Origin of the sequence: Trinickia terrae, assembly GCF_005144415.1 — a bacterium.
Taxonomy (GTDB): Bacteria; Pseudomonadota; Gammaproteobacteria; order Burkholderiales; family Burkholderiaceae; genus Trinickia_A; species Trinickia_A terrae.
In genome coordinates this window covers 48,338-69,174 of the sequence record NZ_SWJE01000003.1, presented here as the reverse complement: position 1 = coordinate 69,174, position 20,837 = coordinate 48,338, and the positions used below count along the sequence as shown (strand labels likewise).

Sequence of the window (20,837 nt, the reverse complement as noted above, 5' to 3'; positions counted from 1 at the left end):
GGCCTTTGCCGGCGCGGCACCGGCGCCCTTCATTAACTGCCGAGCAGTGCCGATATAAGGCTAGTAGGCCATGTTGGCCAACCTGGCCAGTTTTTCATACCGGCCAAGCTGGCCAGCCTGCGCTGTTTCTGAGAAAAGATGCGGAGATACGGTGGGCGACGTGGGAAGCAATGCTGGCAACGGTCAATTCATCAATCTGTGGGAGCTGTTCGCGCAAATCGGGGAAGCGGAAACGGTGGAGCGGTACGAAGCTGCCGGCTATCTGGTTTCCTGCCTGGACCGCGACCCGACGACCGTCAATGACATCCGCCGTCGCGACGAAGGTATCGTGCTTCCGGTAGACAGGAGCACACGCCTGCACCTGCTGAGTCAGCTCGGCATCTTTGCAAACCAGGCCACGCTGTTCGATGCTGACGACATGCCCAGCGACGACGCCCAGCCGACGTTCGAGCGCTTCGGTTTCTACGCGTCGGACATTTATCCGTTTCTAGCTCGCCACGATGTCGCTGTTTCGCAACCAGGGGGGGACGGTTCCGAGGGTCGCCAATCTCCAGACGGCCGGCGCATTCCCAGCTGGATATTCGCCTACAGCGGACAAGCGTGGATTTCTCGCGGCAGAGCCGCGAAAATCCTCATCGCCGGCACAAGCGACGCCGTACTCAGGGCGCCGCAGTACGACGACGTGTTCTGGCGGTGGAACGCCGCGCTGTCAGATGCCGTTGAACGTGGCGCCATCGCGACAACTATGGCCGGACGCAGACAGCTGCTAGCCCATGCCGACATTCGCACGTGGTGCGAGCAGCACGGCTACTTGTGGCTACCAGACGCCCAAGTATCGCTTCAAGCCAGCCCCTCGGAATCTGTTTCAGGCGATGGCGACATGGCGGCGACTGGAATTTCATCAGCGCTGGCGAAAACCCCCACACCCCGGCCATTGCCCCAGCAGCTCCACCAAGAACAGGAAATTCTGCGTGCGCTTCGAGAGCATGGATTTGACCCGAAGAAGTTGCCCAAATCGCCGGCCGGAAAACCTGGCGCCAAAGCGCTCGTTCGCAGGCTTCTAGGCTGGGAAGGCACCATATTCGACAAGGCATGGGAACGGCTCAGGAGCGGCAAGGAAATCGCCGACGCCTGAGTGCCCTCCCCCAAATTGGTGGACCGGGGGACCGTTGCGGGGGACGGTATAGGGGGAAATCTAATGCGTATCACCCTAACGAAACGCCAATCGGCGAAAGGTGATACCGATGAACACGAATCAATCCCGGGCACTGTTTGCCGTCCGCCCTTTCCTCACCACAGAGGAACTCGCATCGCTGATGGCCGTGCGTCCGCAGTCCATCCGCAAGCGGTACATGGAAACTGGGAGCTATCACGGTGTGCGGCCCACCAAGCTGCCGAATCGCTTCCTCGCGTGGCCGAGCAACGCCATCCAGCAACTGATGGGTGAGGTAGCAGCATGAGCCTCATTCAGTGGAGCGAGTACCAGGTCGGCGAACATCGAATCGCGTGCCCGGACTGCAACCGTGGCCAGCACGACAATGCGCTGACGCTCGTCATAAACGCCGACGGCTCAGGCGAAGCGTGCTGTGCTCGATGCTCGTTCACGGAAACCCATCGCCCGAACGGTCATGTGCCATCCGCCGCATCCATCACGAGCCGGGAATCCAGCGTGAGGCCATCGCCGGAGGTCAAACCCGCGCTGACCAAACCTGACCCGCTGGGCGACGGCATCATCATCGTCAACGGTGCCGACATGAAGCCAGAACCGATTAGCTGGCTATGGCGTGGCTATATGGCGCGAGGAAAGCTGACTATCCTAGCCGGCGAACCGGGCACGGGAAAGACGACCGCAGCGGGGTCGCTCGCTGCGACGACGACCTGCGGCGGCACGTGGCCCGATGGGACGGTGGCGGAGCCCGGAAATGTCGTCATCTGGTCAGGAGAAGACGACCCGAAAGACACGCTGACGCCGCGCCTGATGTCGGCAGGTGCGGATATGAACCGAGTGTTCTTCGTCGCCGGGATGCGAGTCAAGGGCAAGGAACAAGGCTTCGACCCGGCGCGCGATATGCCTGCGCTCCAGGCCGCGTGCGAGGAAATCGGCGACGTGCGGCTGATTGTCGTGGACCCCATCGTTTCCGCCGTAGCGGGTGACAGCCACAAGAACGCCGAGACGCGTCGCGCGTTGCAGCCGCTCGTGGACCTGGCTGCCAATGTCGGCGCCGCGCTGCTTGGCATCACGCACTTCAACAAGGGAAAGCAGGGCAAGAACCCGGCACAGTGGGTCAACGGTTCCGTCGCCTTCACCGCAATCGCGCGGGTCGTGATAATCGCTGCCAAGGTGGCGAGCGATGACGGCGATGAGCACCGCATCTTCGCGCGGGCCAAGTCCAATATCGGTCCGGACGACGGCGGCTTCGAATACCAAATCGAACAGTCAGAGCCGATACCCGGCATCCTGTCTTCCTGCATCGCGTGGGGTGACGAGGTGGCCGGCTCCGCGCTCGAACTGCTGGGCAACCACGCACAAGACAAAGCGCGCGGCGGTAGCGCGGTCAATTCGGCCAAGGCGTTTCTGGCCGACCTGCTGGACGACGGTGAAATGCCGGTCAAGTCCATCGAGGACCACGCGACGGCTGCAGGTATCGCGCTGCGGACCCTGCGCCGCGCGTCGGACGCGCTCGGCGTCGGAAAGCACAAGGGCAAGGATGCGAAGTGGTACTGGAGCCTGCCCGCGAAGCAGTCCATTGTGGGCAGCGTAGAACGGCTGGACAACATGGACAGCATGACAAAACCGGCTCGCACTCATCTGCAACTGGTACCCAACCCGGAGGCGCGTTGATAAACGTCGAAAAACAACCGCCCAGCCAGAAACTAACCGGGCTGGGCGGGTGCTGCGACGGCAATCGCCGCGCCGTGGCCTGCAACCTCTGGCCCTCGTTCGATATGCGCCTCAATATGGCAACTACTAACCCCTGATGCCTGTAACGTGCGACTACCGGAAGCGGGCAGCGCACGCCCGCGTCGCACGGCCCGCTTGATTGGCGGGCAGAAAGGTCATCCACTACACATCCAGTCCAGCAGCCTGGCGTGGGTACCTGTATCCATGCCGCCGGCTTGTGGCGGCACGGTGTTTCACCAGAACATGATGTCCACGAAGCTGTATAGCTCATCAACGAAGCATGTCAGCCGCTTTATCGCGGCTTCCGTCCAACCTGCGCCTTCCAACTCGCGCACAAGGCGGGCGCGAAATGCCGACGTGCAGATGAAGATGACTTTCGCCCAGCGCTGGCCATCGAGCAGCACCGGTCCCGCTGATTGTCCCGCGTCGTGAAGGACCGCAGCCAGGAACGCGTGAAGTCTCGCGCGGTCGCTCGCGTTACGGCGCGAACGTTCGACCTCGACCCACCACACCTGGCCGTTGCCTTGCAGCAGCACGTCCGGCTTCTTGCCTGCAACGCCGAGTTCGCCGCCCAGCCATTTGTCCATCGCGATTTCTCGCTCGGTCGAGGTGCGAAAACCCGCGACGATGCCCGAAATGGCGATTTCGTTGGCAATGCAGCGATGCCGATACTGTGCGGCACTGAAGCGCCGCACCAGGTCTTTGCCAGTCGCCGCCGGCACGCCTAGCTGCGCGAGCCGACGAACACCGGCAGTCGCAAGCGCGTAAATCAGGCTGCCGTCTGGCGCCTGCGAGCGCAGCACCTGTCGAGCGTGATACAGCCGGCGCAGCGTGCGCTGCGCCATCAGGCGTGCGGATGCCGTTGGCACCTGCGGCCGCATGTCCGGCTCGCCAGCCGGCTTGCGGGCCCAGGGCTGCCAGAGCAGTGCCGCTAGGTCTTTCGTTCGCAGCCAGCCAAAACGATTCAACGCGCGCAGCACGCGCACCTCGTTCTGGCTGGCCAGAATCCGGCCATCCGCTGCTGTCACGGCATGTATCTCCAGTGGTGTCTACATGTCCGTATAGCGCGAGCGAACCCGTATGTTTCCCCATATGCCGAGGGGCATACAGGGAGTACGTAGCCACTTTCGCGGCGAGGCCACCATCCCCTTACGCAGCCTGTACGGCTGCACGGGGATTTGGCTGGCTGGACGCCAGCCATGCCCTCAAACCCCAGCGCCCCGCACTGCGTGCGGGCAAGGTACTCATCCGTCCACGCTGAATGCGCCGCCGGCTCCGGCCCGGGGCCTTCGGTCTACGCTGCGCTGCGACTTGACTACCTTGCCCGCACGCAGCTTCCGCTGCGCTTCGGGGCGGGGCTCCGCCCCCGGCCCTCTGCCGGTCGCTGGGGCGACCTCTGCCAGCTTGGGCTGTCAGCGATGACCGGCTCCCCCGCGCAGCCCGGCAACCGTCCTGGGGGACGGCGCGCCAGTCTGTGCTGCGCGCTGTACGCGCTAGCCCCACGCCGCTGCGCGACGCGGCGCCCCCTTCGCCACCGTGCCGATGCACGCCGGCTGCGCGCCGTTGGCTTGCGAGTCACGCACGCTGCGCGTGCATAGGTCGCGTACGCACGTGTCCACCGGCCCCGTTCTCCCGCGACGTCGGTTCCGTCGCAATGGCGGCCTGCCACCGTCCTTCCCGCCGCTTAGCCCAAACGGATGACTTTGCGCCAGGCGTGCCGCCATACAAGGTTGAACGCTGCGCGCACGTTCCTCACCCGGTTCCTTCGGACTGCGGCTTGCGGACGTGACCTTGCACGTCGTCCCTGTTGCCTGTCGTCGCAGTGCATCAGGGCGAAGCAGAGGGAAGAACGGCGGCAGGCACCGCGCCACCCCACGCCGGCACCGGGAGAACGGTGTGGGCTCTGCATCAGGAACCCGGTCAGCTTTCAAGGAGCGAACACCATGCACGACAACGCACACAACCCCGATGACATTTTTGGCAAGACGATTTCGAGCTACACGCGCGCGCAGGCGATTGCCGATGGCGTGCTAGTCGATTTAAGTGCTCTGGCGCGAGAAGCCGGCTTTCGCACTCCGGTCGCGGTGACATCAGCGGTATGGGCGGATTGCGTGGCGTGGACCGACGCGGACAGCCAGAGGCAGGCCGCACAGGACGAAAGCGGCCGACTTTGGGACTTGCTCTGGATGGGGGCACTGGCAGCAAAGCGCGTACGTGGCGCACAGCGTATCGCGTTTGAACTGCACCGCGTGCCGCGCGGCGGTCGTGGTACGCGGCCTCGACCTGTCGTGTTGAACCTACACATCGGCCCAGGCGATGACGCCGAACCCGTTATCACGATTCTGATGACTGACGAGGACTGAGTTCCAGCCGCCCCGTCGATAGCAACGGGGCATTTTCTAACCGCTCAACAAGGAGAGCGCTATGACCTACCCTATCAACCCGGCAACTGGCCTACCGATGACCAGCGACGACTACTCTGGCGTCGATGTCGGCGGCAACCCGTACGGCACGCGCCTAGATTCCCGGCTGCCCTGGTCAGCGACTTTCTGGGATGCCATGTAACCGAAGCGGCGTAGACCGGAATTGACGAAATCCGGTTACATGACGGTTACACGACCGCCAGAAACGAACAAGGGGTTACGAACAAGAATTCGTAACCCCTTGATTTATTTGGTGCCGGCTGCAGGACTCGAACCCGCCACCTGATGATTACAAATCAACTGCTCTACCAGATGAGCTAAGCCGGCGTAAGACCGCGATTCTACTTCATTTCACGATCTTGAGGTGGCCTCGGCCGCCGCCTTTTTGACCGTCGTCGTCAGTGGGCGGCACGTCGCCGTCGCTATCCGGCTCGGCCTCGGCCGGCGCCGCTTCCGTCTCGTCGGAAGCAGACTCCGAGGACGCCTCGCTCACCGCGGGCTTCCCCGAAGGAGCCGGCGGCGCCTCGCCACCCGCAGCCGCCGGCTCCACCGGAAACGCCATCCCCTGCCCGTTTTCCCGTGCATAGATCGCCAGCACGTTCGCCACCTGCACTTCGATCTTGTGCGACTTGCCGGAAAAACGCGCGCTGAACTCGATCCACTCGTTACCCATCTGCAACTGGCTCGTCGCCTCGAAGCTGATGTTCAGCACGATCTCGTCGTTGTGCACGAACTGACGAGGCACACGCGTGTTCTGGTCGACCCGCACCGCGATGTGCGGCGTATAGCCGTTATCGGTGCACCACTCGTACAACGCCCTCAGCAAATACGGCTTCGTGGAAATCTCTTGCATCAACTGTCCTCGCACCGAAGCGGCGCGCCGCCCGACAAAGCCGGCGCGGCCGCTCCGAATCCATCTCAACGGCGCATGACCTTTTCCGAAGGCGTCAGCGCTTCGATATAGGCCGGGCGGCTGAAAATGCGCTCGGCGTACTTCATCAGCGGCGCCGCGTTCTTCGACAGCTCGATCCCGTAGTGATCCAGGCGCCACAAGAGCGGCGCGATCGCGACGTCGAGCATCGAGAACTCTTCACCCAGCATGTACTTGTTCTTCAGGAAGATCGGCGCGAGCTGCGTGAGGCGGTCGCGGATCGCGAGGCGCGCCTTCTCGTGATTCTTCTCGGCGCCCTTGCCCTTTTCATTTTCGAGCGTGCCGACGTGAACGAACAGCTCCTTCTCGAAATTGAGCAAAAAGAGACGCGCGCGCGCGCGCTGCACCGGATCAGCCGGCATCAGTTGCGGGTGCGGAAAGCGCTCGTCGATGTACTCGTTGATGATGTTCGATTCGTACAGGATCAAGTCGCGCTCAACCAGGATCGGCACCTGACCATACGGGTTCATCACCGCGATGTCTTCGGGCTTGTTGAACAAGTCGACATCGCGGATCTCGAAGTCCATGCCCTTTTCGAACAGCACCAGCCGGCAACGCTGGGAGAAGGGGCAAGTCGTGCCGGAATACAAAACCATCATGTCTAAAATTTCCTCAAGAAGCTAAGGGCCGGCACGCCGGAAAACCGTCCAGCTGGTTTTCCCTTGAGCCGGCCCCACACCAATCACGGCGTGTTTATTTGATGTCTTTCCAATATGCGGCGTTCAGGCGCCAGGCGAAAAAGGTCAGAACGCCCAGGAACAGGAGCACCCATACGCCCAGTTGCTGGCGGGTCTGCTGGGTGGGTTCGGACATCCACGACAGGTACGCAACCAGGTCGCCGACGGCAGCATCATAATCTACTGGCGACATCGTCCCGGATTTCACCTGTTGAAACGCGACGAACCGATGGGATTTTTCCCTCGTTTCCGGATCGGTCACGTCCTCGAACTGCGCGGTGCGTTCCCCCTGCAGCTGCCACAGCACGTGGGGCATGCTGACGTTCTCGAACACCATGTTGTTCCAGCCGGTTGGACGCGTGTCGTCGCGATAGAAGCTGCGCAGGTACGTGTACAGCCAATCGCGGCTACGTGCCCGCGCCTCCACCGACAAATCCGGCGGCGGCACGCCGAACCACGTCTTCGCGTCGCCCGGGCGCATCGCCACGGTCATCGTGTTGCCGACCTTGTCGGTCGAAAACAGCAGGTTCGCCTCGATTTCCTTCTGCGATATGCCAATTTGCTCCAGTGCGCTGTAGCGCATCAGGTTCGCACTATGGCAACTCAGGCAATAGTTTACAAACAATTGGGCGCCGTGCTGCAGAGAAGCGAGATTTTCCGTGTTATCGGGCGCACGGTCGAGCGGAAAATTTTCCTCCGCGTGGGCCGGCGCCGCCACAAGCCCGAGCGGCCCCAGCACGAGCGCCGTCGCGCCGATCACTGCCAGCTTCGAAAGCCAATTCTTCATATCGTTGCCTCCCGCCGGGCCGCCCCAAGGGAGGCAATAGCCCCCTCGGGGGGCAGCGAACGAATGTGAGCGTGGGGGTTGTTCATATTGTCCTCGCTCGCGGTTAATGGGGCTTGAACCGGACGCGCTCGGGCGGCTCTTTGAACGTGCCGAGCGGCGTCCAGAACGGCATGCCGAGGAAGAACGCGAAGTAGATCAGCGCGCAGACCTGCGCGATCAGCGTCGCAGCCGGCGACGGCGGCTTGGTCCCGAGGAACGCGAGCGTGAAGAACGCGAGCACGAAGATCGCATAGAACACCTTGTGGAAGAACGGCCGATAGCGGATCGACTTCACCGGGCTGCGGTCGAGCCACGGCAGGAAGCACAGCGAGATCACCGCCGAGCCCATCACGACCACGCCCCAGAACTTCGATTCCGTCAGGTACATCACGACGACCACGATCACCGCGAGCGCCGGCAGGCCGGCCTTCCACTTGCCGCGCGCCCTGACGAGCGCAAGCAGGCCGAGCAGCGCGATCACGATCATCAGGACGATCTTGAACGGGTCGGTGGTCGCGCGCAGCATCGCGTAGAACGCCGTGAAGTACCAGACCGGTGCGATCTCCGGCGGCGTCTGCAGCGAGTTCGCCGGGATGAAGTTGTTCGACTCGAGGAAGTAGCCGCCCATCTCCGGCGCGAAGAACACGATCGCCGCGAACACGAGCAGGAACACGCATACGCCCATGAAGTCGTGCACCGAGTAGTAAGGATGGAACGGGATGCCGTCGAGCGGGATGCCGTTTGCGTCCTTCTTCGCCTTGATCTCGATGCCGTCCGGGTTGTTCGAGCCCACCTCGTGCAGCGCGACGACGTGCGCAAACACCAGCAGGATCAGGACGAGCGGGATCGCGATCACGTGGAACGCGAAGAAGCGGTTCAGCGTGACGTCGGAGACGACGTAGTCGCCGCGAATCCACAGCGACAGGTCCGGCCCGATGAACGGAATCGCCGAGAACAGGTTGACGATCACCTGCGCGCCCCAGTACGACATCTGGCCCCACGGCAGCAGGTAGCCGAAAAACGCCTCGGCCATCAGGCACAGGAAGATCGCGCAGCCGAACAGCCAGACAAGCTCGCGCGGCTTGCGATACGAGCCGTACAGGAGCCCGCGGAACATGTGCAGGTAGACGACGACGAAGAACATCGATGCGCCCGTCGAGTGCATGTAGCGGATCAGCCACCCCCACGGCACCTCGCGCATGATGTACTCGACGGAAGCGAACGCGAGCGTCGAATCCGGCTTGTAGTTCATCGTGAGGAAGATGCCGGTGACGATCTGATTCACGAGCACGAGCAACGCGAGCGAGCCGAAGAAGTACCAAAAGTTGAAATTCTTCGGCGCGTAGTACTCGGAGACGTGCTTCTTCCACGTCTCGGTCATCGGGAAGCGCTTGTCGATCCAGCCGGAAAAGCCTGTCGTCCCCACTTCTTTTTCGGTCGCCATTTACGCTTCTCCTTGCTCGTCCTTGCCGATCACGACGGTGTTCGCCGACGTGAACATGTAGCGCGGGATGTCGAGGTTCTGCGGCGCAGGCTTGTTCTTGAAGACGCGGCCCGCGAGGTCATAGGTGGAACCGTGGCACGGGCAGAGGAAGCCGCCCGGCCAGTCGTCGGGCAGGTTCGGCTGCGCGCCTTCCTGGAAGCGCGCGACCGGCGTGCAGCCCAGATGCGTGCAGACGGCGACGGCGACGAGGAGGTTCTTGCGATCGGCCCGGGCGCGATACTCGTTGTTGCAGTACTCGGGCAACGGCATGGAGAAAGGCTTCTTGGTGTGCGGATCGGCGACTTCGTTATCCGCCTTCGAGACGTCGGTGAGCATCTCGTCGGTGCGGTTGATGATCCACACCGGCTTGCCGCGCCACGCCACGGTCATCATCTCGCCGGGCTTCAGGTTGCTGATGTCGACTTCGACCGGGGCGCCAGCAGCTTTGGCCTTCTCGGATGGCGCCAGGGAACCTGCAAAGGGTATGACAGCGGCTACGCCTCCAAAGCCGCCTGCTACAGACGTCGTAATCAGCCAGGTACGGCGGCCGCTGTCGACGCGCTGCTCTTCTTTGTCTCGCATCACACGCCCCACTTCTGAGTTGGATTTTCCGTCACGACTTTTTCAAGCCTCGCTAGTTTGCGCGAATGGAGTCGGCATTTACAAGACCCGATCGCCAAAAACCGTGCGAAGTCCTTGACGCGCAAGGGTTTCCCCTAGGGATTGGGGCGCGTTTCGCATTGCTCCTTTTAAGCATTTCCTGAGCCGGCCACGTAATTGCCGGCGTCGATTTTCGGGTTAAACCGGATTATGGATATCGATAAACAGGTGCTCGATATCGAAGGTTTCCGAAAGGTGCGCGCCGAGCGCCTGCACGCCGAAACGCTCGGTCGCGTGGTGGCCGGCCGCGAGGAAGGCAACGCCGCTTTCGGCCGACATGTGCGTCGTGGGCTCGGAGATCTCGCCGGTCAGGTAGACGTCGGCGCCGGCGTCGATCGCCGCCTCGAAGTAGTTTTGCGCAGCGCCCGTGCACCATGCGACGCGCCGCAACTCCCAATCCGGATCGCCCAGCACGACCGGCGTGCGCCCGAGCGTCTGCTCGACCTGCGCGGCGAAGTGCGCGAGCGTGATCGGCATCGGCAGCGTGGACATCCAGCCGAGATCGTTCTCGCCGAAACGTCCGTCGGCGATCCAGCCCATCCGCTCGCCAAGCTGCGCGTTGTTGCCGAATTCAGGGTGGTCGTCGAGCGGCAAATGGAAGGCAAAGAGATTGATATCGTTGGCGAGCAAAAGCTTCAAGCGCTTGTATTTGCGGCCCGTGATTTGCGGCGCTTCATTGCGCCAGAAATAGCCGTGATGGACCAATACGGCATCCGCGCCCCACTCCAGCGCGGCTTCGAGAAAAGCGAGTGAAGCGGTCACTCCCGTCGCGATTTTATTGATGCGGCGGCGGCCCTCGACTTGCAGTCCGTTGGGGCAATAGTCCTTGAACCGGCCGGTATCTAGCACGTTGTTCAAGTACAATTCAAGTTCGATCCTATCCATATAAACCTCTAATCTTCAGATGCTTAGACGCTTTTGGCTGTTCTTTGCCCAAGCGGTGACCGTGCTTCTTGCCCTCATGTTCATTGTGGCCACGCTCAAGCCCCAATGGCTGACCCGGCAGGGGCAATTCGGCAAGCAGCTCGCCGAACCGATCGTCGCTCTGCGGGAAGTGGCGCCAAGCATCGGCACCGGTCCCGCTACAGCTTCCTATGCCGACGCCGCCCAGAAGGCAATGCCGGCGGTGGTCAATGTGTTTTCCAGCAAGGACGGTGCGCTGCCCCCCGATCCCCGCGCGAAAGACCCGCTCTTTCGCTACTTCTTCGGCGACCGGGGCAACCGCAAGCAGCAGGAAGAACCCGCAACCAACCTGGGTTCGGGCGTCATCGTGAGTTCTGAAGGTTACATTCTAACGAACCAACATGTCGTCGACGGGGCACAGAAGATCGAGATCTCGCTCGCTGACGGCCGCACCGCCGATGCCAAGGTGATCGGTGTCGATCCCGAGACGGATCTTGCGGTCCTGAAAGTCAACCTGACGAACCTGCCCACCATCACGCTCGGCCGCATGGACCAGGCGCGCGTCGGCGACGTCGTGCTCGCGATCGGCAACCCGTTCGGCGTTGGCCAGACGGTGACGATGGGCATCATCAGCGCGCTCGGGCGCAACCACCTCGGCATCAACACGTTCGAGAACTTCATCCAGACCGATGCGCCGATCAACCCGGGCAACTCGGGTGGCGCGCTCGTCGACGTGAACGGCAACCTGCTCGGCATCAACACGGCGATCTACTCGCGCTCGGGCGGCTCGCTCGGGATCGGCTTTGCGATTCCGGTCTCGACGGCGCGCAGCGTGCTCGAGAGCATCATCACGACGGGCACGGTCACGCGCGGCTGGATCGGCGTCGAGCCTCAGGACGTGACGCCGGAGATCGCGGAATCGTTCGGCCTCGAGCAGAAGACGGGGACCATCATCACGGGCGTTCTGCAGGGCGGTCCGGCCGACAAGGCCGGCATCAAGCCGGGCGACGTCCTGCAAAGCGTGAACGGCGAGGAGATCACCGACACGACGCGTCTCTTGAACGTCATCGCGCAGATCAAGCCCGGCACCGACGCGAAGATCCGCCTGATCCGCAAGAACAAGCCGATCGACCTCACGGTGATGATCGGCAAGCGTCCGCCGCCGCCGAAGCAAGCGAGCAGCGAGAACGACGATCAGAGCGACGAGTGAGGAAAGCCTCACCGCCGCCTGAGCAGAACCGGTGATTTGAAAATGCAGAAGGGCAGCCGCGAATGGCTGCCCTTCTGCATTTCAAGATTGCCGCGTTCGACCCTGACCGGCGCGCCGCTGTGCGGCCCGAGACTCAACTAACTCGCCGCCTGCTCCTCATCGGCCGCGGGCGCCTGCTTGCCGACGATCAGCCGCGCCGCGATGATCCCCGCCTCGTACAGGATGATCAGCGGCAGCGCGAGAATCAGTTGCGAAAACACGTCGGGCGGAGTCACGACGGCCGCCACGATGAACGCGCCGACGATCACATACGGACGAATCTCCTTGAGCTTCTTGATCGTGACGAGACCCATGCGCACGAGCAGCACGACGACGATCGGCACCTCGAAGGTCACGCCAAAGGCGAGGAACATCGTCAGCACGAAGCTCAGGTAATTATCGATATCAGTGGACATCTCCGCGCCGAGCGGCGCGTTGTAGTGCGCCATCACGCGAAAGATCGTCGGGAACACGACGAAGTACGCGAACGCCATCCCGCACAGGAACAGCACATAGCTGCTGCCGACGAGCGGCACGACCAGCTTCTTCTCATGCTGGTAGAGCCCGGGAGCCACGAACGCCCAGATCTGATAAAGCACGTAAGGCAGCGCGATCACGAGCGCGACCAGCATCGTCACCTTCATCGGCACGAAGAACGAGCCGGTGACATCGGTGACGATCATCTTGCCGCCTTTCGGCAGGTTCTGCATGAGCGGGCGCGCGAGCAGCCGGAAAATATCCGGCGCCCAGTAGACGAGCCCGATGAAAACGACGATGACGGAGACGCCCGCCCGGATGATGCGGTCGCGCAACTCGACGAGGTGGGAGATGAAGGTCTCTTCAGTGCCTTCTTCCGGGCTGTTCTGGCTTTGCTGGGGGTCGCTCACAACGGCCCTCGGTAGGAAATTGACGATACGGTCATCAGAATCAGAAGAAGCGCTTCGGGCGGCGCAGGCTCACCGGCGTGTGCCGCGCGACGCGCGCCGCACCTGACTGCACGCGCGTGCGGCGCAGCGTGGCGCGCTTATACCACAGCGGCGCGGCCGACTGCTTCACGCGCCAGTTCTTGCGCTTGCCTACGTGCGCGACGCTGGGGCCGGCCATCCGGCTGCGCCAGGAAGCGCCGGTAGTGGAACCGGCGTCACCGGTCGCCATGCTGCTTTCGGAAAACGCCGCCCCGCCCGCGATGCTCGGCGACACCGACGTGCCTGCATTCCAAGCCTCGTTCAGTTCGGTTTCATGCCGCTGGATATTCTCGTGAATCGTGTTTTCGACGTTGCTGGCGGCCGTCTCGAACTCATTCTTCATGCGCCGCAGCTCGTCGAGTTCGATTTCTCGCGTGACTTCGGCCTTCACGTCGTTGATATAGCGCTGCGCGCGGCCAAACAGCGCGCCCGCAGTGCGCGCGACACGCGGCAAGCGTTCCGGCCCGAGGACGACGAGCGCGACGACGCCGATCAGCGCCATCTTGGTGAGACCGAGGTCAAGCATGTCGAGGCGGCTCCGTCAGTGCGATGCGTGCACGCAGGCGCCGCTCAGCGGTAGTCGTTCGAGCGGGTCTTATCCTTCGCTTCGACGTCGACGGCGCCATCGCGCGGCAGTTCGCGCTGCTGCTGGTTGTTGGCCGGCGGCGTCTCCGCTTCCTTCATCCCTTCCTTGAAGCCCTTCACGGCCCCGCCGAGGTCACTGCCGATGTTGCGCAGCTTCTTTGTGCCAAATACCAATGCGACGATCAACAGAACGATCAGCCAATGCCAAATGCTCAACGAACCCATGATGAATGCTCTCCTTGACCTCGCCGCCTAAGGTCGGTGCGGCGAAGAATCCGGCCTTGCGGCCTCAATCGAAACGCACGCGCTTCGTCTTTTCCGTGCCCGGCGGATCGCGCGATGCGCTCCGCCGGGCGTTCCATGCGATCGTTTGTCAGGCGGGGCGCCTTACCCCATCCGATGCCACGGGCGCGGGCCCGCGAGAATATGCGCGTGCAGGTGGTAGACCTCCTGCCCGCCTCCCGGCCCGGTATTGATCACCGTGCGGAAACCGGTTTCGCCGCCCGTGTAGGCGACGCCCAGTTTGGCGGCCAGTTGTGACACCAGAATCATCATTCTACCAAGCAGCGGTGCGTCGCTTTCGGTGCAATTCGACAGCGTTTCGATATGTTTTCTGGGGATCACGAGGATGTGCGTTTCAGCGGCGGGGCGGATGTCCTTGAACGCGACGAATTCGTCGTCCTCATGGACCTTGGTGCTGGGAATCTGGCCTGCGGCGATCTTGCAGAAGAGACAGTTATCGTGGCTCATGGTTTTCGTATGTCGAACCGGAGTTAGTGCTTTAGCACTTACTCCGGTCCCATGCAAAGCGGTGGTCCAACTGGCGCTGCGCGGACGGGCTCAGAACCACCCGCGCGGCGACAGCAGCGGCTTGTTGTCGTACAAGTACAGCCAACCTTTGATGATACGGTACAGCATCCAAATTCCGACAGCCCACAGGACCGGTATGCCCAAGAAAACGATGATCAAAGCAACGCCGATCAAATAGCCAACCAGGCCATACCAGAACGTGCGGATCTGCCAGTCGAAATGCGCTTCGTAGGGCGTGCCGGCGGCGTCCTGGCGCTTCACGTAGTTGATGATGACCGCGACGAGCCCGGTGAGCCCGCCCGTCAGCCAATGAACGGCGTAGAGCGCATAGAGCACGTGGGTCAGCGTGCGCAGGCTGCGCAGACGGTCGGCGTCGAGCGCGCCCTGGTAAGACGGAGGCGTATAGCCGCCTTGCGGCTCTTCCATGTTGCGGCTCCTCTACTCGTGGTCAAGAAACTCGTGCCGCGCCGGCGGACATGTCAGCCGCCGTTTTCCTCGCGTTCGCGGCGCTTTCTCAGCGCCTTCTCCTCGATGCCCGAGAGCCCTTCGCGACGCTCGAGCTCGGCGACCACATCAGCGGGACTCAGACCGTAGTGCGACAGCATGACGAGGCAATGAAACCACAGGTCCGCCACCTCGCCGACCAGGCTCGTGGGCGCGCCGCCCTGGCGCAGGTCCTTCGCCGCGAGCACGACTTCGGTCGCCTCTTCGCCGATCTTCTTGAGCACGGCGTCGTCGCCCTTGTGGAACAGGCGCGCGACGTACGATTGCTCCGGATCGCCGCCCTTGCGGCTGTCGATCACTGCGGCGAGGCGCAGCAGCGTGTCTTCGGTGGTGGGTTGCGTCATTTGTAGATGTGTTCGGGGTCTTTCAGCACGGGATCGACGGCGACCCAATCGCCGTCATCCGCGGTGCCTTCGAATTTCTGGAAGAAGCACGAATGGCGGCCGGTGTGGCACGCGATGCCCGACACCTGCTCGACCTTCAGCAGCACGACGTCTTCGTCGCAGTCGAGCCGCACTTCCTTGACGTGCTGGACGTGGCCCGACTCCTCTCCCTTGAACCACAGGCGCTGGCGCGAACGCGAGAAATAGACCGCGCGGCGCGTCTCGATCGTCTTCGCGAGCGCCTCGCGGTTCATCCACGCGAACATCAGCACGTCGTTGGTCGACGCCTCTTGCGCGATCACCGGCACGAGGCCGTTGGCGTCCCACTGGACCTTGTCCAGCCATTGCTTGTCGGGGGTAGTCATGTCAGCCTCCCGCCGGGCCGCCCCAAGGGAGACTGACGCCCCCTCGGGGGGCAGCGAACGTGTCGATCCGGAGTTGGCGCTTATAGCGCTTACTCCGGTCCCATGCAGAGCAAGTGAGCGTTGGGGGTCGTTTCATCACAGCCTCACCGAAATGCCCTGCTCGGCCATGAAGCGCTTGGCCTCGCCGACCGTGTGCTCGCCGTAGTGGAAGATGCTCGCGGCCAGCACAGCGTCCGCGTGGCCTTCGCGGATGCCGTCGGCGAGATGCTGGAGCGACCCGACGCCGCCCGACGCGATCACGGGCACCGGCACCGCATCGGAGACAGCGCGCGTGAGCGCGAGATCGAAGCCGCTCTTGGTCCCGTCGCGGTCCATGCTGGTGAGCAGGATCTCGCCCGCGCCGAGCTCGGCCATCTTGCGCGCCCATTCGATCGCGTCGAGGCCCGTGGCCTTGCGGCCGCCGTGCGTGAACACTTCCCAACGCGCAGGCTCGCCGTCCGGCGAAGTACGCTTCGCGTCGATCGCGACGACGATGCACTGCGAGCCGTATTTGTCGGATGCATCGCGCACGAGCTGCGGATTGGCGACCGCCGACGAGTTCATGCTGATCTTGTCCGCGCCCGCGTTCAAGAGGCGCCGCACGTCCTCGACGGCACGCACGCCGCCGCCGACCGTCAGCGGGATGAAAACCTGCGACGCCACCGCTTCGATGATCGGGAGGATCAGGTCGCGCTGGTCGGAGGTCGCGGTGATGTCGAGAAAGGTGAGTTCGTCGGCGCCTTGCTCGTCGTAGCGGCGCGCGATCTCGACCGGATCGCCCGCGTCGCGCAGTTCGACGAAGTTGACGCCTTTGACGACGCGCCCGGCGGTCACGTCGAGGCAGGGGATGATGCGTTTAGCTAGTGCCATGATGGTGCGTATGCCGCGGGTAAAGCCGCTTGCGCTTCGAGCGAGCGGCGGAGTGAGCCGGCAAGGTGGCCGCCTGATTCGCGCCACCTGAGCGGGCGGGCGTCCGGCCGGCCGAGCAGCCGAAAGGTCAGGCGTCGTCCGATTCGCGCAGCGTGTCGGCGCGGGTCTGCGCCGCCGCGAAATCCAGGTCGCCCGAGTAGATCGCGCGGCCGCAGATCACGCCTTCGATGCCTTCGCCCTCGACCTCGCAGAGCGCGTCGATATCGTTGAGATTCGACAGCCCGCCGCTCGCGATCACCGGGATCTTCACCGCGCGCGCGAGGCGCACGGTCGCTTCGATGTTGATGCCCTGGAGCATCCCGTCGCGGCCGATGTCGGTGTAGATGATCGATTCGCAGCCGTAGTCCTCGAACTTCTGCGCGAGGTCGACGACTTCGTGGCCGGTGAGCTTGCTCCAGCCGTCGGTGGCGACCTTCCCGTCCTTGGCGTCGAGCCCGACGATGATGTGCCCGCCGAACGCGGTGCACGCGTCCTGCAGGAAGCCGGGGTTCTTCACCGCGGCCGTGCCGATGATCACGAACGAGAGGCCGTCGTCGAGATAGCGCTCGATCGTTTCCAGATCGCGGATGCCTCCGCCCAGCTGGACCGGGATCTCGTTGCCGACCTCCTCGATGATCGCGCGGATCGCGTCTTCGTTCTTCGGCTTGCCGGCGAACGCGCCGTTCAGGTCGACGAGGTGCAGCCGCCGCGCGCCGCGGTCGACCCAATGTCGGGCCATTGCCGCCGGATCCTCGGAAAAAATCGTCGCCTGGTCCATATCGCCTTGTTTGAGGCGCACACACTGACCGTCTTTGAGGTCGATGGCCGGAATCAGCAGCATAGCAATCGCGTCTAGTCTGGGAAAAAGTTGAAAAATCCACGGCGCCGAGGCTCGAGCGCGCCGTTTCGCTAGTTTAGTACAAGTCTTTCGGCGCCCTGCCCGCTACACATTACAGGATGATGGCGTCGCGCCGCGCGCGCCGGCGCGAAAAAACGGTGCAATCCGCGCAGGCGGCAGGAGCGGATGAGACTCACGGGTTCCAGTGAACGAAGTTGCGGTAGATGCGCAGCCCCGCTTCAGCGCTCTTTTCGGGGTGAAATTGGGTCGCGAAAAGATTATCGCGCGCCACCGCCGACGTAAAGGAGACGCCGTAGTCTGTCTCGCCCGCCGTGTGCGCGGCATCGGCCGGCACCACGTAGTAGCTGTGCACGAAGTAGAAGAAGCCGCCGTCGGGCACGCCGTCCCAGAGCGGGTGCGGCGCAGCCTGGCGCACGCGGTTCCAGCCCATCTGCGGGACCTTGAAGCGCGAGCCGTCGTCCTGCAGCTTGCCGCCGAGCTCGAAGCGCAGCACCTTGCCGGGCAAGAGGCCCAGGCCGCGCGTATCGCCTTCGGCGCTCCAGTCGAACAGCATCTGCTCGCCGACGCACACGCCCATCAGCGGCTTCGTCTTCGACGCCTCGATCACCGCCTCCTGCAGCCCCGACTCGCCCAGACAGCGCATGCAGTCGGGCATCGCGCCCTGACCGGGCAGCACGACGCGGTCGGCGGCGCGAATCGCCTCCGGCTTATCGACGATCGCCACGTCCGCCTCGGGCGCGGCCTTCTTGAGCGCCTGCGCCACCGAGCGCAGGTTGCCCATCCCGTAATCCACAATCGCTATCGAAGTTTTCATCTCAAGTTAGGCAGCAACGCCTTCAATCCGTCGACGATGAATTCCACCGCCAGCGCCGACAACATCAAACCCATCAACCGCGTGCCGATATTGATCCCGGTCTGCCCGACCCAGCGGGCGATCGGCTCGGCAAGCCGCAGCGCAAAAAAGCAGATCGCCGCAAGAATCGCGCCGATCGCGATCAGCCCGAGCCGGTCGTACCAATGGTGCGAGCTCGCCGCATAGACGATCACCGTGCTGATCGAGCCCGGCCCGGTCAAGAGCGGAATCGCGAGCGGCACGACCGCGATGCTGTTCTTCGACTCGGCCTCGTCGCGCTCTTCGGGCGTCGAGCGCGTGTTGCCGATCTGCGCGTTCAACATGTTGATCGCCATCAGCAGCATGATGATCCCGCCGCCCACTTCGAGCGAGCCGACCGAGATGCCGAAGAAGCTGATGATCTGCTGCCCGAGCAGCGTCGTCACCGCGACCACGCAGAACACCGAGATCGAGGCAATACGGATGGTGTGGCGCCGCTCGGCGTCCGTTTGCTGCGACGTCAGGCTCAGGAAGAACGGTACGGCTCCGACCGGGTTGATCAGCGCCAGCAGCGAAATAAACGATTTAAGAAGATCCATCGCAAGGCCGGCACGCGAATGGAAGCGCGCGCCGGTCCGGTTCTCTTGCTTGGTTTTAGAGAGGCTCGCTTAGAGAGGCTCGCTTAGAGACTGCCCTTGGTCGACGGAATCTGCCCCGCCGCGCGCTCGTCCACCTCGACGGCCATGCGCAGCGCGCGGCCGAACGCCTTGAAGACGGTTTCCATCTGGTGGTGCGCATTGAGCCCGCGCAGGTTGTCGATATGGAGCGTCACGCCTGCATGGTTCACGAAGCCGCGGAAGAACTCGATGGACAAATCGACATCGAAGTTGCCGATGCGCGGGCGCGTGAACGGCACGTGGAATTCGAGGCCCGGACGGCCCGAGAAATCGATGACCACGCGTGAGAGCGCCTCGTCGAGCGGCACGTAGGCGTGGCCGTAGCGGCGGATGCCCTTCTTGTCGCCGACCGCCTTCGCGACGGCCTGGCCGAGCGTGATGCCGGTGTCTTCGACGGTGTGGTGGTCGTCGATATGCAGGTCGCCATGCGCCTCGATGTCCAGATCGATCAACCCATGCCGCGCGATCTGGTCGAGCATGTGGTCGAGGAACGGCACGCCGGTGGCGAGCTTCTGCTGGCCGGTGCCGTCCAGATTGATCTTCACACGGATCTGCGTTTCGCTGGTATTGCGAACGACTTCCGCAACGCGCATGGGGGACCTCTAAGTAAGCAAGAAAATAGGAGATGCGGGTGGACAGATACCGGCCGCGCTTCCTTTCGGTGGATCAGCGCGCAACCGGCTTTCGAATCATTTCAACACGAGCTTCAATGCCGCCAGCAGTTGCGCGTTTTCTTCGGGAGAGCCGACGGTCAAACGCACGCAATTGGCCAGCAATGGGTGCATTTTACTCACGTTTTTGATCAGAACCCGCGCGGTCAGCAGCGTATCGAACGTGGCGGCGGCATCCGGCACGCGCACGAGCAGGAAGTTACCCGAGCTCGGGAACACGGTCGTGCCCGGCAGGGCGCCGACCGCATGCGCCAGTTTGGTGCGTTCCGCGCGCAATTCGGCGGCCTGGGCGTCGAGCACGTCGACGTGATCGAGCAGGAAATCCGCCGTCGCTTGAGTGAGCACGTTCACGTTGTAGGGCGGGCGCACCTTGTCGAACTCGGCGAGCCAGGCCGGCGCGCCGGCCAGATAGCCCAGGCGGATGCCCGCGAGCCCCAACTTCGACACCGTGCGCATCACGACGACATTGTCGAAATCGCCCGCGCGCGGCATCCAGCTTTGCTGCGCGAAAGGCTGGTACGCCTCGTCGATCACGACGAGGCTCTTGTTCGCCGCCGCGATGATGCGCTCCATTTCTTCCTGCCCGTAGAGCGTGCCGGTCGGGTTGTTCGGATAGGCGAGGTAGACGATCGCCGGCTCGTGCTCGGCGATGGCGGCAATCATCGCATCGGTATCGAGCGCGAGGTCTTCCTTCAGCGGCACGCCGACGAACTCCATCTGCGCGAACTTGGCCGACATCTGGTACATCACGAAGCCCGGCACCGGCGCGAGCACCTTGGCGCCCGGCTTCGCGCAGGCCATCGACATCATGCTGATGATCTCGTCCGAGCCGTTGCCGAGCAGCACGTCGCAGCCAGCCGGCACCTGCATCACGCGCTTGATCTTGTCGATCAGCGCAGCCGGCCGCGGCGCCGGATAGCGGTTCAGCGCAACGCCGGCGAGATGCTCGCCGAGCTGCGCCGCAAGCGCCTCGGGCAGCGGAAAAGGGTTCTCCATCGCGTCGAGCTTCACGAAGCCCGTCGCGTCCGGCACCGGATAGCCCGTCATCGAGAGCACATCGCGGCGAATGATGTCTTGTGGTGTCGTCATGGTCGGAGGCCGGCGCAGCCGGCGCCGGCTCAAAGGGCTGCGCCCTGGTGGCCGCCCTGGTTAGCGAGTTCTTTTTATTGACTACTGTGCAGAGC

Annotated in this window: 26 protein-coding genes and 1 tRNA gene; 6 read left to right on the top strand and 21 right to left on the bottom strand. The window is 63.3% G+C overall.

The genetic code is table 11. The features are described from left to right. Nucleotides 1-70 precede the first annotated feature (70 nt). The 3 genes from FAZ69_RS05560 to FAZ69_RS05550 all read left to right on the top strand — a co-directional run bounded on the left by FAZ69_RS05560 (nt 71) and on the right by FAZ69_RS05550 (nt 2,842). Nucleotides 71-1,135, top strand: a complete 1,065-nt coding sequence (locus FAZ69_RS05560) for a hypothetical protein (protein WP_240702124.1) — start codon at nt 71-73, stop codon at nt 1,133-1,135. Between the two features lie 109 nt (nt 1,136-1,244). Further along, nucleotides 1,245-1,460, top strand: coding sequence for a DNA-binding protein (locus tag FAZ69_RS05555; RefSeq protein ID WP_136892960.1), 216 nt, complete (start codon nt 1,245-1,247; stop codon nt 1,458-1,460). Next, complete coding sequence (locus FAZ69_RS05550; protein WP_240702123.1) at nt 1,457-2,842, top strand: AAA family ATPase; 1,386 nt, start codon at nt 1,457-1,459, stop codon at nt 2,840-2,842. Before FAZ69_RS05555 ends, FAZ69_RS05550 begins: the two co-directional genes overlap by 4 nt. A gap of 293 nt (nt 2,843-3,135) precedes the next feature. Here the strand turns inward: FAZ69_RS05550 and FAZ69_RS05545 are convergent, their stop codons facing one another. Continuing rightward, nucleotides 3,136-3,930 carry a hypothetical protein gene (locus FAZ69_RS05545; protein WP_136892959.1) on the bottom strand — a complete coding sequence of 265 codons (795 nt, stop codon included), beginning with the start codon at nt 3,928-3,930 and terminating at the stop codon, nt 3,136-3,138. 915 nt (nt 3,931-4,845) lie between these two features. On the opposite strand from FAZ69_RS05545, the gene FAZ69_RS05540 reads away from it, so the two are divergent. Both FAZ69_RS05540 and FAZ69_RS05535 read left to right on the top strand, forming a co-directional pair. After that, nucleotides 4,846-5,265, top strand: a complete 420-nt coding sequence (locus tag FAZ69_RS05540) for a DUF6573 family protein (RefSeq protein ID WP_136892958.1) — start codon at nt 4,846-4,848, stop codon at nt 5,263-5,265. A gap of 61 nt (nt 5,266-5,326) precedes the next feature. Beyond that, nucleotides 5,327-5,467, top strand: coding sequence for a peptidase (locus FAZ69_RS05535; protein WP_136892957.1), 141 nt, complete (start codon nt 5,327-5,329; stop codon nt 5,465-5,467). 109 nt (nt 5,468-5,576) lie between these two features. Here the strand turns inward: FAZ69_RS05535 and FAZ69_RS05530 are convergent. The 7 genes from FAZ69_RS05530 to FAZ69_RS05500 form a co-directional block, all read right to left on the bottom strand. Next, nucleotides 5,577-5,652 (bottom strand) — tRNA-Thr (locus FAZ69_RS05530). A 19-nt stretch (nt 5,653-5,671) separates the two neighbouring features. Next, a complete protein-coding gene (locus tag FAZ69_RS05525; protein ID WP_136892956.1) occupies nt 5,672-6,178 on the bottom strand; it encodes a ClpXP protease specificity-enhancing factor in 507 nt (168 codons plus the stop codon). 65 nt (nt 6,179-6,243) lie between these two features. Further along, nucleotides 6,244-6,855 carry a glutathione S-transferase N-terminal domain-containing protein gene (locus FAZ69_RS05520; RefSeq protein WP_136892955.1) on the bottom strand — a complete coding sequence of 204 codons (612 nt, stop codon included), beginning with the start codon at nt 6,853-6,855 and terminating at the stop codon, nt 6,244-6,246. Nucleotides 6,856-6,949: 94 nt separating this feature from the next. Continuing rightward, entirely contained in the window at nt 6,950-7,720 is a 771-nt protein-coding gene (locus FAZ69_RS05515) for a cytochrome c1 (RefSeq protein WP_136892954.1), read from the bottom strand. Nucleotides 7,721-7,823: 103 nt separating this feature from the next. Beyond that, nucleotides 7,824-9,203 (bottom strand): cytochrome b, encoded by a 1,380-nt coding sequence (locus tag FAZ69_RS05510; RefSeq protein WP_136892953.1) that lies wholly within the window; start codon nt 9,201-9,203, stop codon nt 7,824-7,826. Beyond that, entirely contained in the window at nt 9,204-9,824 is a 621-nt protein-coding gene (gene petA, locus FAZ69_RS05505; RefSeq protein WP_136892952.1) for a ubiquinol-cytochrome c reductase iron-sulfur subunit, read from the bottom strand. It abuts the gene before it with no gap. 216 nt (nt 9,825-10,040) lie between these two features. Beyond that, the gene (locus FAZ69_RS05500; protein WP_136892951.1) at nt 10,041-10,787 is read right to left on the bottom strand and encodes a Nif3-like dinuclear metal center hexameric protein; all 747 of its coding nucleotides are present in this window, start codon (nt 10,785-10,787) and stop codon (nt 10,041-10,043) included. Between the two features lie 19 nt (nt 10,788-10,806). On the opposite strand from FAZ69_RS05500, the gene FAZ69_RS05495 reads away from it, so the two are divergent. Next, nucleotides 10,807-12,015: a Do family serine endopeptidase gene (locus tag FAZ69_RS05495; protein ID WP_136892950.1), complete on the top strand. Its 1,209-nt coding sequence runs from the start codon at nt 10,807-10,809 to the stop codon at nt 12,013-12,015. Nucleotides 12,016-12,152: 137 nt separating this feature from the next. Here the strand turns inward: FAZ69_RS05495 and tatC are convergent, their stop codons facing one another. The 13 genes from tatC to hisC all read right to left on the bottom strand — a co-directional run bounded on the left by tatC (nt 12,153) and on the right by hisC (nt 20,742). Continuing rightward, nucleotides 12,153-12,941 carry a twin-arginine translocase subunit TatC gene (gene tatC, locus FAZ69_RS05490; protein WP_136892949.1) on the bottom strand — a complete coding sequence of 263 codons (789 nt, stop codon included), beginning with the start codon at nt 12,939-12,941 and terminating at the stop codon, nt 12,153-12,155. A 40-nt stretch (nt 12,942-12,981) separates the two neighbouring features. Continuing rightward, nucleotides 12,982-13,545 (bottom strand): Sec-independent protein translocase protein TatB, encoded by a 564-nt coding sequence (gene tatB, locus FAZ69_RS05485; RefSeq protein ID WP_136892948.1) that lies wholly within the window; start codon nt 13,543-13,545, stop codon nt 12,982-12,984. Nucleotides 13,546-13,589: 44 nt separating this feature from the next. Then, nucleotides 13,590-13,829 (bottom strand): Sec-independent protein translocase subunit TatA, encoded by a 240-nt coding sequence (tatA, locus tag FAZ69_RS05480; protein ID WP_136892947.1) that lies wholly within the window; start codon nt 13,827-13,829, stop codon nt 13,590-13,592. A gap of 162 nt (nt 13,830-13,991) precedes the next feature. Next, on the bottom strand, nt 13,992-14,354 hold the full coding sequence (locus FAZ69_RS05475) for a histidine triad nucleotide-binding protein (protein ID WP_136892946.1): 363 nt from the start codon (nt 14,352-14,354) through the stop codon (nt 13,992-13,994). Nucleotides 14,355-14,444: 90 nt separating this feature from the next. Beyond that, on the bottom strand, nt 14,445-14,840 hold the full coding sequence (locus FAZ69_RS05470; protein WP_136892945.1) for a DUF4870 family protein: 396 nt from the start codon (nt 14,838-14,840) through the stop codon (nt 14,445-14,447). Nucleotides 14,841-14,893: 53 nt separating this feature from the next. Further along, nucleotides 14,894-15,262, bottom strand: a complete 369-nt coding sequence (locus FAZ69_RS05465; RefSeq protein WP_136892944.1) for a phosphoribosyl-ATP diphosphatase — start codon at nt 15,260-15,262, stop codon at nt 14,894-14,896. Further along, the gene (hisI, locus tag FAZ69_RS05460; protein ID WP_136892943.1) at nt 15,259-15,666 is read right to left on the bottom strand and encodes a phosphoribosyl-AMP cyclohydrolase; all 408 of its coding nucleotides are present in this window, start codon (nt 15,664-15,666) and stop codon (nt 15,259-15,261) included. Before hisI ends, FAZ69_RS05465 begins: the two co-directional genes overlap by 4 nt. 135 nt (nt 15,667-15,801) lie before the next feature. Further along, complete coding sequence (gene hisF / locus FAZ69_RS05455; protein WP_136892942.1) at nt 15,802-16,575, bottom strand: imidazole glycerol phosphate synthase subunit HisF; 774 nt, start codon at nt 16,573-16,575, stop codon at nt 15,802-15,804. Between the two features lie 127 nt (nt 16,576-16,702). Beyond that, nucleotides 16,703-17,455 (bottom strand): 1-(5-phosphoribosyl)-5-[(5-phosphoribosylamino)methylideneamino]imidazole-4-carboxamide isomerase, encoded by a 753-nt coding sequence (hisA, locus tag FAZ69_RS05450; protein ID WP_136892941.1) that lies wholly within the window; start codon nt 17,453-17,455, stop codon nt 16,703-16,705. A gap of 190 nt (nt 17,456-17,645) precedes the next feature. Beyond that, entirely contained in the window at nt 17,646-18,287 is a 642-nt protein-coding gene (gene hisH / locus FAZ69_RS05445) for an imidazole glycerol phosphate synthase subunit HisH (RefSeq protein WP_136892940.1), read from the bottom strand. Next, on the bottom strand, nt 18,284-18,904 hold the full coding sequence (locus FAZ69_RS05440; protein WP_136892939.1) for a YchE family NAAT transporter: 621 nt from the start codon (nt 18,902-18,904) through the stop codon (nt 18,284-18,286). The genes hisH and FAZ69_RS05440 overlap by 4 nt, the downstream gene beginning before the upstream one ends. Nucleotides 18,905-18,987: 83 nt before the next feature. Continuing rightward, entirely contained in the window at nt 18,988-19,575 is a 588-nt protein-coding gene (gene hisB / locus FAZ69_RS05435; RefSeq protein ID WP_136892938.1) for an imidazoleglycerol-phosphate dehydratase HisB, read from the bottom strand. 96 nt (nt 19,576-19,671) lie between these two features. Further along, nucleotides 19,672-20,742 (bottom strand): histidinol-phosphate transaminase, encoded by a 1,071-nt coding sequence (gene hisC / locus FAZ69_RS05430; RefSeq protein WP_136892937.1) that lies wholly within the window; start codon nt 20,740-20,742, stop codon nt 19,672-19,674. Nucleotides 20,743-20,837 lie beyond the last annotated feature (95 nt).

Coding starts and splice junctions, on each gene's coding strand:
- FAZ69_RS05515 (WP_136892954.1), bottom strand. CDS start 7,720: ATGAAGAATTGGCTTTCGAAGCTGGCAGTGATCGGCGCGACGGCGCTC.
- hisC (WP_136892937.1), bottom strand. CDS start 20,742: ATGACGACACCACAAGACATCATTCGCCGCGATGTGCTCTCGATGACG.
- hisB (WP_136892938.1), bottom strand. CDS start 19,575: ATGCGCGTTGCGGAAGTCGTTCGCAATACCAGCGAAACGCAGATCCGT.
- FAZ69_RS05535 (WP_136892957.1), top strand. CDS start 5,327: ATGACCTACCCTATCAACCCGGCAACTGGCCTACCGATGACCAGCGAC.
- FAZ69_RS05495 (WP_136892950.1), top strand. CDS start 10,807: ATGCTTAGACGCTTTTGGCTGTTCTTTGCCCAAGCGGTGACCGTGCTT.
- tatB (WP_136892948.1), bottom strand. CDS start 13,545: ATGCTTGACCTCGGTCTCACCAAGATGGCGCTGATCGGCGTCGTCGCG.
- FAZ69_RS05465 (WP_136892944.1), bottom strand. CDS start 15,262: ATGACGCAACCCACCACCGAAGACACGCTGCTGCGCCTCGCCGCAGTG.
- tatA (WP_136892947.1), bottom strand. CDS start 13,829: ATGGGTTCGTTGAGCATTTGGCATTGGCTGATCGTTCTGTTGATCGTC.
- FAZ69_RS05525 (WP_136892956.1), bottom strand. CDS start 6,178: ATGCAAGAGATTTCCACGAAGCCGTATTTGCTGAGGGCGTTGTACGAG.
- hisA (WP_136892941.1), bottom strand. CDS start 17,455: ATGCTGCTGATTCCGGCCATCGACCTCAAAGACGGTCAGTGTGTGCGC.
- petA (WP_136892952.1), bottom strand. CDS start 9,824: ATGCGAGACAAAGAAGAGCAGCGCGTCGACAGCGGCCGCCGTACCTGG.
- FAZ69_RS05520 (WP_136892955.1), bottom strand. CDS start 6,855: ATGATGGTTTTGTATTCCGGCACGACTTGCCCCTTCTCCCAGCGTTGC.
- FAZ69_RS05555 (WP_136892960.1), top strand. CDS start 1,245: ATGAACACGAATCAATCCCGGGCACTGTTTGCCGTCCGCCCTTTCCTC.
- FAZ69_RS05440 (WP_136892939.1), bottom strand. CDS start 18,904: ATGGATCTTCTTAAATCGTTTATTTCGCTGCTGGCGCTGATCAACCCG.
- FAZ69_RS05550 (WP_240702123.1), top strand. CDS start 1,457: ATGAGCCTCATTCAGTGGAGCGAGTACCAGGTCGGCGAACATCGAATC.
- FAZ69_RS05560 (WP_240702124.1), top strand. CDS start 71: ATGTTGGCCAACCTGGCCAGTTTTTCATACCGGCCAAGCTGGCCAGCC.
- FAZ69_RS05475 (WP_136892946.1), bottom strand. CDS start 14,354: ATGAGCCACGATAACTGTCTCTTCTGCAAGATCGCCGCAGGCCAGATT.
- FAZ69_RS05540 (WP_136892958.1), top strand. CDS start 4,846: ATGCACGACAACGCACACAACCCCGATGACATTTTTGGCAAGACGATT.
- FAZ69_RS05500 (WP_136892951.1), bottom strand. CDS start 10,787: ATGGATAGGATCGAACTTGAATTGTACTTGAACAACGTGCTAGATACC.
- hisF (WP_136892942.1), bottom strand. CDS start 16,575: ATGGCACTAGCTAAACGCATCATCCCCTGCCTCGACGTGACCGCCGGG.
- hisI (WP_136892943.1), bottom strand. CDS start 15,666: ATGACTACCCCCGACAAGCAATGGCTGGACAAGGTCCAGTGGGACGCC.
- FAZ69_RS05470 (WP_136892945.1), bottom strand. CDS start 14,840: ATGGAAGAGCCGCAAGGCGGCTATACGCCTCCGTCTTACCAGGGCGCG.
- hisH (WP_136892940.1), bottom strand. CDS start 18,287: ATGAAAACTTCGATAGCGATTGTGGATTACGGGATGGGCAACCTGCGC.
- FAZ69_RS05510 (WP_136892953.1), bottom strand. CDS start 9,203: ATGGCGACCGAAAAAGAAGTGGGGACGACAGGCTTTTCCGGCTGGATC.